The organism is Achromobacter spanius (assembly GCF_002966795.1).
In the GTDB taxonomy this organism is placed as follows: Bacteria; Pseudomonadota; Gammaproteobacteria; order Burkholderiales; family Burkholderiaceae_B; genus Achromobacter; species Achromobacter spanius_D.
Genome location: NZ_CP023270.1, coordinates 2835268 through 2848096, shown reverse-complemented (window position 1 = coordinate 2848096; position 12829 = coordinate 2835268). Strand labels below are relative to the sequence as shown.

Sequence of the window (12829 nt, the reverse complement as noted above, 5' to 3'; positions counted from 1 at the left end):
ATCCGAAAGAAAATAAAACGCGGGTGACGTTGCGGATTGTACCCGGGGTAGAATCCGCAGCCATTACTACAACAACGGATTCCCTTCCCATGGCGATAACCGAACCCTCCCTGGCGATTTCCGTCGCGCTTGTCGTGCTGGCCTACCTGATCGGCTCCGTGCCGTTCGCCGTGGTGGTCAGCAAGCTGATGGGTCTGCAGGACCCCCGCAGCTACGGGTCCAAGAACCCCGGCGCGACCAATGTGCTGCGCACCGGCAACAAGACCGCCGCCGCGCTGACGCTATTGGGGGACGCCGCCAAGGGATGGTTCGCGATCTGGCTGGCCGAGAGGCTGGCGCCCGGCATCGGCCCGGTCGCCCTCGCCTGCGTGGCGCTGGCCGCCTTCATCGGCCATCTGTACCCCGTGTTTCTGGGATTCAAGGGCGGCAAGGGCGTGGCGACCGCGCTGGGCGTGCTGGTGGCAATCCAGCCCTGGCTGGCCGTCGCCACCGCGGCAACCTGGCTGATCATCGCCATTTTCTTCCGCTATTCGTCGCTCGCCTCGCTGGTGGCCGCGTTCTTCGCCCCGGTGTACTACGTGTTCGGATCCGGGCTGGCCTGGCAGGCGCAGCCGGCCCTGGGCGTGGCGCTGGCGATCATCGGCATCCTGCTTTTCTACCGCCACCGCGCCAACATCGCCCGGTTGATCCAGGGCACCGAAAGCCGTATCGGCAGCAAGAAGAAGTAATCCCCACGCGATGGGGGCGATCAGATGGGTGGAACACACGGGCGGCCTGGCCGCCCGTTTTCATTTCAGGCGATATCGGCCAGATCCCAGCGCGGCTTGACCGTGAAGCTGTGAGCGCTGGCGTCCAGCGTTGCCAACCCGGCCTTCACCCGCTCGGCCGCCGCGAACGCGATCATGGCGCCGTTGTCGGTACACAGTTCCAGCGGCGGGAAGTACGCGCGCGCCTTGAGCGGCTTGAGCGCGGCATCGAGCTTGGCGCGCAGGAGCTGGTTGGCCCCCACCCCGCCAGCGACGACCAGCCGGCGCAGCCCGGTCTGCTTCAACGCGCGGATGGACTTGGCCGCCAGCACCTCGACGATGGCCGCCTGCGTGGCCGCAGCCAGGTCCGCGCGGGTCTGTTCGTCCAGAGCGCCATTTTGCTCGGCCGCCTTGACGCGGGTCAGCACGGCCGTTTTCAGACCACTGAAGCTGAAGTCCAGGTCGCCGCTGTGCAGCATGGGGCGCGGCAGATCAAAGCGCGAGGCGTCGCCGCTGCCGGCCAGCCGGGACAGCGCCGGTCCGCCCGGATAACCCAGGCCCATGAGCTTGGCGGATTTATCGAAAGCCTCGCCCGCGGCGTCGTCCAGCGTTTCGCCCAGCAGTTCGTAACGGCCCACGCCGTCCACGCGCATGAGCTGGGTGTGTCCGCCGGACACCAGCAAGGCGATGAAGGGAAACTCGGGCCGGGGATCGGCCAGCATCGGCGACAGCAGATGGCCTTCGAGGTGATGGATGCCGATGGCCGGCAAGCCGCGCGACCAGGCGAACGACTGCGCGACGCTGGCGCCGACCAGCAAGGCGCCGGCGAGACCCGGCCCGGCCGTATAGGCCACGGCGCCGATGTCGGACATCTGCAGGCCCGCGTCTTGCAGCACCTGGCGAGTCAGCGGCACCACACGGCGGATGTGGTCGCGCGAGGCAAGTTCCGGCACCACGCCCCCATATTCCTGGTGCATGGCGATCTGGGTGTGCAGCGCGTGCGCGAGCAGGCCGCGTTCCGTACAGACGGCTGCGACGCCGGTTTCGTCGCAGGAGCTTTCAAAGCCGAGAATGATCATGGCGGCAGAGTTTACAACTGATGCGAAAATACGCAGGTTCTTGAATGGGACGGGGCTTTCCGCCCCGCCCGCCACAACCTGAAAATCCTGCAAAAACCCTGGGGACTCGAATGCTGGAGAAGCTATTCAAGCTGCGTGAGCACGGCACGACCGCAAGAACGGAAGTCGTGGCCGGCCTGACGACATTCCTGACGATGTCGTACATCATCTTCGTCAATCCTGACATCCTGTCCTCGACGGGCATGGACCGAGACGCGGTCTTCGTCGCGACCTGCCTGGCCGCCGCACTGGGCTCGCTGGTGATGGCGTTCATCGCCAACTGGCCGATCGGCATGGCGCCGGGCATGGGCCTGAACGCCTTCTTTGCCTTCACCGTGGTCAAGACCATGGGCTACACCTGGGAACAGGCGTTGGGCGCGGTGTTCATCTCGGGCATCATCTTCCTGTTCCTGACGATATCCGGCATCCGGGTCTGGCTGGTCAAGGGCATCCCGCATTCGCTGCGCAGCGCCATTGCGGCCGGCATCGGGCTGTTTCTGGCCATTATCGCGCTATCCAGCGCCGGAATCGTGGTCGCGCATCCGGCCACCAAGGTCACGCTGGGCAACCTCACCACGCACGGTCCGCTCTTTGCCATCCTGGGCTTTTTCGTGATCGCGTCGCTGGACGCACTGCGCGTGCGCGGCGCCATCCTGATCGGCATCATCGTCGTCACGGTGCTGTCGATGGTGATGGGCTACAACGAGTTCAAGGGCATCTTTTCGGCGCCGCCCAGCCTGTCGCCCACGCTCTTCAAGCTGGACATCATGGGCGCGCTGCATTCCGGCTTTGTGCACGTGATTCTGGTGTTCGTGCTGGTCGAAGTGTTCGACGCCACCGGCACGCTGGTGGGCGTGGCCAAGCGCGCCGGCCTGGTGCCCGAAGACCGCCCCAATCGCCTGGGCCGCGCCTTGTTTGCGGACAGCACCGCCATCGTGGCGGGCTCGATGCTGGGCACCAGCAGCACCACCGCCTACGTCGAAAGCGCCTCCGGCGTGCAGGCTGGCGGGCGCACCGGCATGACCGCACTGATCGTGGGCCTGCTGTTCCTGGCCGCGCTGTTCATCTCGCCGCTGGCGGGCGCCGTGCCGGCCTACGCCACCGCACCTGCCCTGCTCTATGTCGCCGGCCTGATGATGCGCGAGCTCATCGACATCGACTGGAACGACGTCTGCGAAGCCACGCCGGCCGCGCTGACCGCGCTGGTCATGCCGTTCACGTACTCCATCGCCAACGGCATTGCGTTCGGCTTCATCAGCTACGTGGTGCTCAAGACCGCCACCGGCAAGATGCGCGACGTGCACCCGGCGACGTGGCTCGTGGCCGTGCTGTTCGTGATCCGCTACGCGTTCTTCCCGGAGTAAGCGGACCAACGCGCTGTTCATGAAATGCCGCCGCGGGCCAAGCCTTGCGGCGGTTTTTTATTTGGCGGCGGTCCACACCGCCAGTTGGTAGCCGTCCAGATCCGTGAAGTGGAAGCGGCTGCCGCCCGGAAAGGTGAACTCGTCACGGCTGATGCGACCGCCCGCGGCCGTGATGCGTTGCCGGATCGCGGCAAGGTCGTCGGCGTACAGGATTACAAGCGGACCGCCCGGACGCACTGCCTCGCCCGTCGTGAATCCGCCCCTCAGGCGGCCGTCCGTGAATTCGGTGTACGTGGGGCCGAAATCCGTGAACGTCCATCCGAAGACCTCGCCATAGAAGCGCTTGCTGCGCGCGATGTCCGCGACGTTGAATTCGATGTTGTCGATCTGGTTGTTGTTGCCGCTGGCGCCCATGCGCGTCTCCTGTGTCGTGAAAGACAAAGCCGCGGCAATTCCAGGCCGCGAGTCCGGCTGCTATTGTAGGGATCGGAAAAATCAATCAACCCGGCCAAGGGCATGGTTGCTGGCGGGCGCGGTTGAATTCGCCGATACACTCCCCATGTAGATCAGCATATGGAGTACATTTTGCGCCCTTCCCCTTTCATTTCCGCGCTGCCGGCCTGTTCCTTCGCAGCGGAGGCGCACGCATGAGCGCCCTGGCGAACATCCCCTTTTCCGTGCTGGACCTGGCCCCGATTGTGCAGGGGCGCGATGCCGCGGACGCGTTCCGCAATACGGTCGCGCTGGCGCAGCACGTGGAGCAGCTGGGCTACAACCGGTTCTGGCTGGCCGAGCACCACAACATCAATGGCATCGCCAGCAGCGCCACGGCTGTGCTGATCGGCCACGTGGCCGGCCACACCCGCACGCTGCGCGTCGGCTCGGGTGGCGTCATGCTCCCCAACCACGCGCCGCTGATCATCGCCGAACAGTTCGGCACGCTTGAAACCCTGTACCCCGGCCGCATCGACCTGGGCCTGGGCCGCGCGCCCGGCAGCGACGGCGCCACGCAACAGGCGCTGCGCCGCAGTCCGCGCAGCGGTCTTGAATTTCCAGCCCTGGTCGAGGAGCTGCGCGGTTTTCTGGCCCCGTCGCGCCCCGGCCAGCCCGTGCGCGCCATCCCCGGCGAAGGCCTGGACGTGCCGATCTGGCTGCTCGGCTCCAGCGACTTCAGCGCGCGCATGGCGGCTGAACTTGGCTTGCCCTTCTCGTTTGCCGGACACTTCTCGCCGGAAGGCATGGCCGCGATGCGCTTGTACCGCCACTTGTTCAAGCCGTCCGAGACGCTGGCGCGCCCCTACTCGATGATCGGCGTGCCGGTCATTGCCGCCGAAACCGACGAGGCCGCGCGCTTTCTGTCGACCACGCAGCAACTGAAATTCCTGTCGCTCGTGCGCGGCCATCGCCTGCAGTTGCAGCCGCCGGTCGAAAGCATGGACGGCGTGTGGAACGAATGGGAGCGCGAGGCGGTCAATCAGAGGTTGGGCGCTTCGATCGTGGGCGGCCCGGACACCGTCAAGCGCGAACTCGAGGCCCTGGTCGCGGAAACGCAGGCCGACGAGGTCATGATCGTGTCCGACTTCTATGACATTGCAGACCGCCTGCGTTCTTTCGAGATCGTTGCCTCGCTGAAAAACGGCTCGGGCGTCTCCACGAAATCGGCGGCCTGAGGGCCGTATTCTGCGCCATTGACGGCGCCAACCATTGCGACGCGGCCTGGACCGGCTCTACTATGGGCTTTCAGGGCCTGGCAATACGCGTTGCCGAATCAGCGCCGGGGCAGGCCCCCGGTGTCTCCGCCACCGCTTTTCGCCGCCCACGCGGCAAGGATTTCTCATGAGTATTGTTGAACTCACCAAAGACAGCTTCCAGGAAGCCATCACGCCCGACGGAACCCTCATCGTCGACTTCTGGGCGCCCTGGTGTGGCCCGTGCCGCGGTTTCGCGCCGGTGTTCGAACAGGCCGCCACCGAGCATCCCGACGTCACGTTCGCCAAGGTGAATACCGATGTCGAGCAGGAACTGGCCGGCGCGCTGGGCATCCGCTCGATTCCGACGCTGATGGTCTTCCGCGAAAAGGTCCTGCTGTTCTCGCAACCGGGCGCCCTGTCCGGCGGTCAGTTGAATGAACTGCTCGCCAAGATCAAGGAAGTGGACATGGAAAAGGTCCACCAGGAAATCGCCGCGGCGCAAGACAGCCAGGACGCGTAAAACAGCAAGGGGCCCGGATCGGGCCCCTTCCTTTTGCACCGGGACGATTGCCTCCCGCCGCTGCAGCTCAGGCCGACCGGCGCGGGCGCGGTCCGGCTACGAAACGACTTCCCATGCGGATCGGCCGCGCGTAATGTTTGCCGCGGTGACCTCCAATTCATGCAGGCCCGCGCGCGGCACCGTGAACGTCAGCGTGACGCCGTCCGCGTTGTAGTCTTCCTGCTGAATGGCGGCGCCTGCCTGCGCCAGACGTGATTTCAGCAGTGCCATCTCGCCGAAGCCGCAGGCGCAGCGCACCGTCGCCAGGTCGACGATCTCCGTGCGTTCTCCCAATCGCAGGCAATTGGCCGCGCAGCCGCCGTAGGCCCGCACCAGTCCGCCCGCCCCGAGCTTGATTCCCCCGTACCAGCGCACCACCAGCACCGCCACGCGATCCATGTCCTGGCCTTCGATGGCCTGCAGGATCGGCCGGCCCGCGGTGCCGCCGGGCTCGCCATCGTCATTGAATCGGTATTCCTGTCCGATGCGATAGGCCCAGCAGTTGTGCGTGGCCTCGGGATCGCTGTGCTCGGCAAAGAAGCGCATGGCGTCGTCGATCGTGGCGACCGGCGCGGCATACGCGGCGAAGCGGCTTTTCTTGATGTCTTCCTGAAAGGTGCAGGGAGCGGTCAGCGTGTGCGTCATGCCCGGCATTGTAAGTGCGCGGATCGGCAGACGCCGCTGGCGCGCTAGCCGTGGCAGTCAGGGACTTCCTGATCCAGATAGACGTCGAAGGCGACGTCCCGTGCCCATTTTGTGGTCATGGCCTTCCAGGCGCCGGCGCGGTCCCAGGCGCGCATTTCCTGGCCGAGCCAGGCGCGCGAGGCGTCGTCCTGCGCGGACAGCAGCCACACCCGTTCCTGGCGAGCGCCATCGGCGGTCAGCGTCGACGAAAACTTCTTCCATTCCGGGAAGCGCATCAGCGGCTCCCAGACGGCATCGTCGACCAGACCGATGTCGCACTCGCCTTCACGCACGGCGACCAGCGCGTCCGACGGCACGCGGTAGGTCTTGACGGTTGCGCCCCAGCTTTGCGCCAGCGCTTGCGCCTGTGTGGCGGCTTCGGCCATGCACACGCTGCGGCCTTGCACATCGGCGGGTTTGCGCATCCGAGTGTCGGTGCGGATCACGGCCTTGGGCCGCGCGGCGTAGCCAGTGGCTTGCACTGCAACGGTCTGCGGCTGTCCGTCGGCGCGGTCGGCCAGCACCAGATCCACCTCGCCCGCCTTGAGCGCCCGAGCGGCGTCGGCGGCCGGCAGTTGAACCAGCCGCACGGGCAGCTTCAGGCTGGCGCCCAGCTTTTCCGTGATGGCGGCATCCAGGCCTTCGGGCGTGCGGATCTTCGCCCCCGCGACCGGCGGCGGCGCCAGATACGGCACGCCCACGACCAGTTCACCGCGCGCCTTTGCTGCCGGAAAGGTCTCCGGCTGCGCCAGCGCAAGGCCCGCGAGCAGCAGGCCCGCGGCAAGGACGAATGGACGCATGCGGGACATCATGATGAGAACGTCAGACGTATTGGTAGCGCAGCAAGCGATGCTTGAGGTTTTCAAGCACGAACTGGTCGATCAGCGCGGCCAGCACGGCAATCACGAGGATGTTGGTCATGACGCCGGTCATGTCCGCGATTTCGCCCGAGTACGCCAGCGACCGGCCCAGCCCCTTGCCGAAGCCGATCAGCATTTCGGCCGAGATCAGCGCCCGCCAGGCGTTGCCGAACGCCAGCTGCGCGCCGGTGATGAGCTCGGGCATGACGGCCGGCAGGTACACCCGCTTGATCAGCCCCCAGCGCGTCGCGCCCATGACGCGCGCCGCCGACACGTGCACGCGCTGCACGGATTCGGTGGCGTTCATCACGCTGAGCGCGGCCGGAAAGAACGCCGACAGCGCCACGACCACGATGATGGGCGTGTTGCCAAAGCCCATCACGATGAGAAACAGCGGCACCCATGCGATGGACGGAATGGATTGCAGGATGACGATGGCGCTGCGCAGGACTTCGCGAAAGAAGAACAGCACGGCAGCCACGAGGCCGAAGCCCACGCCGGCCGCCAACGCCAGTCCATAACCCGCGCCCAGCCGTCCCAACGTGCCCATGAGGCTCTGGTGGAACGACTGCTTGCCCAGGTCTTCGAACAGCCGCTCGACGACGGCGGGCACGCCCGGCATCAGGAAGTCGGGCAGCGCGAACGCCGCCATTTGCCACAGCGCCAGGATGAACAGGACGCCCAAAACGCCCGCAAGATGCTTGCGGGCGCCGGTCACTCGGGTAGATGCGCTCAAAGCTTGCGAGCCTCTTGCCAGGACAGGTCGACGATGCTGGAGACGTCGTACGGCTTGCCGTCGCGCGTCTTGAGCGAACCCTGGGCTTGCAGGATGTCAGCGATTTCCTGCATGCGCGCCGTGTCCTTTTCCGTCAGCTTGGGCGTGAACACCTGCGTGCTGATGGCCTCGGTGATGACGGTTTCGCGCGGCAGTTCGCCACGGGTCAGCGTCTTGAGCGTGGGCTCGGCGATGAAGTAGGACGCGATCAGCTTGGAGGCCTGCTCGGGTTCTTTCTGCAGCAGCGTGATGGCCTGGTTCTGCGCGTCCAGCGCCTTCCAGACATCGTCCTTGCGCTTGGCCAGCGTTTCGCCCGAGGTGATGACGACCATGCACGGGAACGGCCAGGCCTGGCCCACTTCGTAGATCTGCTTGACCGGCGCGACCAGTTGGGCGATGCGGTCGTAGGGTTCGAACAGGAAGGCCGCATCCACGCGCTTGCCCACCAGCGACTGCACGGCCACGGCCGGGCTCACGCCCATGACGTTGACATCGTCGGCGGAGAGATTGCCCTGCTTGAGCACGACGCCCTTCAGGACCACGTCGGCGGTGCTGCCTTCAGCTTGCGAGGCCAGCGTCTTGCCCTTCAGACCGGCGATGTCCTTGATGCCGGAATCGTCACGCACGATCAGCGAGTGATAGCCCTGCTGCGCGCCGCCCACGACCTTCAGGTCCGCGCCCTTGGAAGCCCAGGCGACCGCGTTGGTGAAACCGAGCACGCCGATGTCCAGCTGGCCGCCGACGATCGCCTTGATGAGGTCGGTCCCCGACTTGAACTCGATCAGTTCGGAATCCAGGCCGGCCTTCTTGTAGTAGCCGCCCTCTTGCGCGACGATCGCCTGCGCGTCGTCCATCACGCGCAAGTACCCTACGCGGAACTTCTCGGCGGCCATTGCGGGGGCCGCCGCCAGCAGCGCCGCGGCCAGCGGCAGGGACAACCATTGCTTCAGTTTCATCAAAGGAACTCCAGGAAATTCGAAAAGCGGCCGCGCTCGGGCGTGGCCGTGGGTATTGCGGGAAGAAGGTCAGGCAGCCAGCGCGATGTCCGCATGCGCGTCCGATCCGCCGACGCCGATGCCCAGGAGGCGCAGAATTTCGCGCTTCTCGGCAGCAAGGTCGGACAGGTCGTGCGTCTTGACGCGGTGGGCCAGATTGAATTCGCGCAGCACCCGCGCCGGACGCGGGCTGAAGACGACGATGCGGTCGGCCAGGAACAGGGCCTCGTCCACGTCGTGGGTCACCAGCAGCACCGTGGGCTTTTCTTGCGCGATGAGCTGGCGCAGCACGTCCTGCAGACTGAGGCGGGTCAGTGCGTCCAGCGCGCCGAAGGGTTCGTCCATCAGCATGGTCTGGGGCTGCGCAATGAATGCGCGGGCCAGCGCGGCGCGCTGGCGCATGCCGCCGGACACCTGATGGGGATAGTAGTGTTCGAAGCCTTCCAGGCTGACGCGCGCCAGCCACTCGCGTGCGGCTTCGCGGGCCCGCTTCTTGGGCGTGTTCTGGAATTCCAGGGCCAGCGCCACGTTGTCCTCCAGCGTCAGCCAGGGATACAGGGCATGTTCCTGGAACACCAGCGTGCGGCTGGGATGGGGGCCGGTGACCTTGTTGCCGTCGGCAAGCACATTGCCCTGGGTGGGCATTTCGAGCCCTGCTGCCAGATGCAGCAAGGTCGACTTGCCGCAGCCGGAGGGGCCGACCAGCGCGACCAGCTCGCCGGTCTTGAATTCACTGGTGAAGCCATCGACGACGGGCAGGTCGCCGAAGTGCTTGTGGACGTGGTCGAAAGTCAGGTTCATGGAACGAATCGTCAGCGCGCGTGAAAACGAGCCTCAAATCTAACAATTCGTTATATGAATCCAAACAATCAATATTGAATTTCTTTACTTCTTTTCGTAATAACGATCAGGCAGCCGCCGGCTGCCGGCTGGCGGCCCGCTGCAAGCCAAAGGCAATCACGAAGCCCAGCGTGACGGACAGGGACGCGGCCAGGAAGATCGCGGGGTAGCCGAAGCCGCTGGAGATGTAGCCCGCGATGGGGCCGGTGACGCCCAGCGCCAGGTCCAGGAAGGCCGAATAGGCGCCCAGCGCGGCGCCGCGGCTGCCGGCCGGCACGCGCGCCACGGCCTCGACGCCGATGGCCGGGAACACCAGTGCGAAGCCGCAGCCGGTCAGCGCGGCGCCCAGCAGCGCCATGCCCGGGTTGGGCGCCAGCCACAACAGCAACAGGCCGGCCGCTTCGACCACGAACGACACCTGTGCGACCCGGAACCCGCCATACCGGGTGATGGTGCCGGCGAACAGCAGGCGCACGCCGATGAAGGCGCCGCCGAAAGCGCTGAGCGCGCTTGCGGCGCCGTCCCACGAGACGCTGGCGTAATACAGCGCGACAAAAGCGGCCAACGTGCCGAAACCCACCGAACCCAGACCCAGCGCCACCCCGTGCGGAAACACGCGCAGCACCACGCTCTTGAAGGCCATCCGGTGCCCGCCCACGATGGCGACGGCCGGACGGATCATGGCCAGGCCCAATCCGCCCAGTCCCAGCAGCAGCACCGCGCCGCCCAGCGCGCCCATGCTCCAGTGTTTTTCGAGCTGCACGCCCAGCGGCGCGCCCAGCGCCAGCGCGCCATAGGTGGCGATGCCGTTCCACGAAATGACGCGGGCCGTGTGCAGCGGCCCTACCCGCGCGATGGCCCAGGTGGCCGAGCCGGTGCCGACCCAGCTCTCGCCGAATCCCAACGCCAGACGGCTGAGGATGATTGCCGCCAGGCTGAGCCACGCGGTGCGCTCAAAGGCATAGGCGAGCAGCAGGAAGATGCCGCTGATCGCGCAAGCCGCCATGCCGATGACGACGGTCTGCTTCGGGCCGACCGTATCGGCCATGCGCCCGGCGTGCGAGCGGCTGAGCAAGGTCGCCACGTACTGCACGCTGATCGCCAGGCCCGCCAGCACGGATCCGTAACCCAGGTTGTTGTGCACGTAACCCGGCAGCACGGCCAGCGGCAGGCCGATCGCCAGGTAGCAGATGAAGGTGAAGAAGGCGATGGCTACGATGCGGGCCGTCAGGGTGAACGTGCCGATCTGCGCGCCATCGGGCGCGTCATGCTTGGAGGGGGACATGTGGGGACAAAAAGAAGCCTGGCCGGACAGCCGCCAGGGTCGGGCCCGATGATAGCGCAGCGCAGATTGCGTGCGGCTGAATGCTTGTCCATGGCGGGCCCGGCGGAAGGAATGAACTACGGGCGCGGTCCAAATGAAGAAGCGGCGCACGAACCCGTGCGCCGCTTCATGACCCGCCGTGCGGAATCAGGCCTCGATGCCGCGCGAGGACAGGTAGTCTTCGTACCCGCCGCGGTAGTCGACGATCTCGCCCGAGGGCAGGATTTCGATCACGCGCGTGGCCAGGCCCGACACGAATTCGCGGTCATGCGACACGAACACCAGCGTGCCTTCGTACTTTTCCAGCGCGAACTGCAGCGATTCGATCGATTCCATGTCCAAGTGGTTGGTCGGCTCGTCGAGCAGCAACACGTTGTGCCGGCCCAGCATCAGGCGGCCGAACGTCATGCGGTTCTTTTCGCCGCCGGACAGCACCTTCGGGGCCTTGGGCAGGTCATCGGCCGAGAACAGCAGGCGGCCCAGCACCGAACGGATCGACTGGTCGTCGTCGCCCGGCTGGCGGTGGTCGCCCATCCAGTCCAGCAGGTTGATGTCGGTTTGCTGGAACTGGTCGGACACGTCCTGCGCCATGTAGCCGAGGTCGGCGTTGTCCGACCACTTGACCGTGCCCGAATCCGGTTGCAGGTCCTGGGCCAAGAGGCGCAGCAGCGTGGTCTTACCAACCCCGTTGGCGCCGATGATGGCGATCTTTTCGCCGGCGTCGACCATGGCCGAGAACTTGGTGATGACGGGCGCGTCGTAGGCCTTGGTCAGGTTTTCGACGGTGACGGCCAGGCGGTGCATGACCTTGTTCTGCTCGAACCGGATGTACGGGTTCTGGCGCGACGAGGGCTTGACCACGACCTGGTCGGCCTTGATACGGTCGATCTGCTTCAGGCGCGAGGTGGCCTGGCGCGACTTGGACTTGTTGGCCGCGAAGCGGCGCACGAAGTCCTGCAGTTCGGCGACACGTTCCTTGGCCTTGGCATTGTTGGCCACCAGGCGCTCGCGGGCCTGGGTGGAAGCCAGCATGTAGTCGTCGTAATTGCCGGCGTAGACGCGGATTTCACCGTAGTCGACGTCGGCCATGTGCGTGCACACCTGGTTCAGGAAGTGACGATCGTGGCTGATGATGATCATCGTGCTCTGGTAGCCGTTGAGCACGTTTTCCAGCCAGCGGATCGTGTTGATGTCCAGGTTGTTGGTGGGTTCGTCCAGCAGCAGGACGTCGGGATTCGAGAACAGCGCCTGCGCCAGCAGCACGCGCAGCTTCCAGCCCGGTGCGACTTCGCGCATGGGCAGGTTGTGCTGGTCCACCGCGATTTCCAGGCCCAGCAGCAGCTCGCCCGCGCGGGCTTCGGCGGTGTAGCCGTCGTATTCCGCGAACTTCGCTTCCAGATCGGCCGCGCGCATGTAATCGTCTTCGGTCGCCTCCGGGTTCGCGTAGATCGCGTCGCGTTCGGACATGGCGCCCCACATTTCGGTGTGGCCCATCATCACGACGTCCAGCACGCGCACGTCTTCAAACGCGAACTGGTCCTGGCGCAGCTTGCCCAGGCGCACGCCGGGTTCAAGCGCGACGTTGCCGCCGGAGGGTTCCAGGTCGCCGCCGATGATCTTCATGAACGTAGACTTGCCGGACCCATTGGCCCCGATCAGCCCGTACCGGTTGCCTTCCCCGAACTTGACGCTGACGTTCTCGAAAAGGGGCTTGGGACCGAACTGGATGGTGAGATTGGCGGTGGATATCACGGTGTATGTACGTTTGAAGGCGCCCGAAAGCGCATGCGGGAAAACCTGCTAGTGTAGCAAACGGGCTACGGCCCTTATTTATATTGGCGGGCCGCGGCGCTGCGGGAGCGCCCGACCGCCC

The 12829-nt window shown here is 65.8% G+C and carries 13 protein-coding genes; 4 read left to right on the top strand and 9 right to left on the bottom strand.

The genetic code is table 11. The annotated features are described in order from the left end of the window. The first annotated feature begins 89 nt into the window (after positions 1–89). On the top strand, positions 90–728 hold the full coding sequence (plsY, locus tag CLM73_RS12785) for a glycerol-3-phosphate 1-O-acyltransferase PlsY (protein ID WP_105238754.1): 639 nt from the start codon (positions 90–92) through the stop codon (positions 726–728). 65 nt (positions 729–793) lie between these two features. Here the strand turns inward: plsY and tsaD are convergent, their stop codons facing one another. Beyond that, positions 794–1825: a tRNA (adenosine(37)-N6)-threonylcarbamoyltransferase complex transferase subunit TsaD gene (gene tsaD / locus CLM73_RS12780; protein ID WP_105238753.1), complete on the bottom strand. Its 1032-nt coding sequence runs from the start codon at positions 1823–1825 to the stop codon at positions 794–796. 110 nt (positions 1826–1935) lie between these two features. Between tsaD and CLM73_RS12775 the strand changes: the two genes are divergently transcribed. Further along, on the top strand, positions 1936–3228 hold the full coding sequence (locus tag CLM73_RS12775) for an NCS2 family permease (protein ID WP_056560820.1): 1293 nt from the start codon (positions 1936–1938) through the stop codon (positions 3226–3228). 57 nt (positions 3229–3285) lie between these two features. Here the strand turns inward: CLM73_RS12775 and CLM73_RS12770 are convergent, their stop codons facing one another. Continuing rightward, positions 3286–3642 (bottom strand): VOC family protein, encoded by a 357-nt coding sequence (locus CLM73_RS12770; RefSeq protein ID WP_105238752.1) that lies wholly within the window; start codon positions 3640–3642, stop codon positions 3286–3288. 233 nt (positions 3643–3875) lie between these two features. Between CLM73_RS12770 and CLM73_RS12765 the strand changes: the two genes are divergently transcribed. Together CLM73_RS12765 and CLM73_RS12760 are read left to right on the top strand one after the other, a co-directional pair. Continuing rightward, positions 3876–4898, top strand: a complete 1023-nt coding sequence (locus CLM73_RS12765) for an LLM class flavin-dependent oxidoreductase (protein WP_105238751.1) — start codon at positions 3876–3878, stop codon at positions 4896–4898. A gap of 166 nt (positions 4899–5064) precedes the next feature. Then, positions 5065–5439, top strand: a complete 375-nt coding sequence (locus tag CLM73_RS12760; RefSeq protein ID WP_006388150.1) for a thioredoxin family protein — start codon at positions 5065–5067, stop codon at positions 5437–5439. A 96-nt stretch (positions 5440–5535) separates the two neighbouring features. Here CLM73_RS12760 and CLM73_RS12755 read toward each other — a convergent pair whose 3' ends face one another. The 7 genes from CLM73_RS12755 to CLM73_RS12725 all read right to left on the bottom strand — a co-directional run bounded on the left by CLM73_RS12755 (position 5536) and on the right by CLM73_RS12725 (position 12708). Further along, positions 5536–6123 carry an IMPACT family protein gene (locus tag CLM73_RS12755; protein WP_105241495.1) on the bottom strand — a complete coding sequence of 196 codons (588 nt, stop codon included), beginning with the start codon at positions 6121–6123 and terminating at the stop codon, positions 5536–5538. A gap of 44 nt (positions 6124–6167) precedes the next feature. Next, complete coding sequence (locus tag CLM73_RS12750; RefSeq protein WP_105238750.1) at positions 6168–6974, bottom strand: transporter substrate-binding domain-containing protein; 807 nt, start codon at positions 6972–6974, stop codon at positions 6168–6170. A gap of 10 nt (positions 6975–6984) precedes the next feature. Beyond that, on the bottom strand, positions 6985–7758 hold the full coding sequence (locus tag CLM73_RS12745; protein WP_105238749.1) for an ABC transporter permease: 774 nt from the start codon (positions 7756–7758) through the stop codon (positions 6985–6987). Next, entirely contained in the window at positions 7755–8753 is a 999-nt protein-coding gene (locus CLM73_RS12740) for an ABC transporter substrate-binding protein (protein ID WP_105238748.1), read from the bottom strand. The genes CLM73_RS12745 and CLM73_RS12740 overlap by 4 nt, the downstream gene beginning before the upstream one ends. Positions 8754–8822: 69 nt before the next feature. Then, positions 8823–9593, bottom strand: coding sequence for an ABC transporter ATP-binding protein (locus CLM73_RS12735; RefSeq protein WP_105238747.1), 771 nt, complete (start codon positions 9591–9593; stop codon positions 8823–8825). Positions 9594–9699: 106 nt separating this feature from the next. Next, a complete protein-coding gene (locus tag CLM73_RS12730; RefSeq protein ID WP_199778290.1) occupies positions 9700–10917 on the bottom strand; it encodes an MFS transporter in 1218 nt (405 codons plus the stop codon). 186 nt (positions 10918–11103) lie between these two features. After that, positions 11104–12708, bottom strand: coding sequence for an ABC-F family ATPase (locus CLM73_RS12725; RefSeq protein WP_105238746.1), 1605 nt, complete (start codon positions 12706–12708; stop codon positions 11104–11106). Positions 12709–12829: the final 121 nt, after the last annotated feature.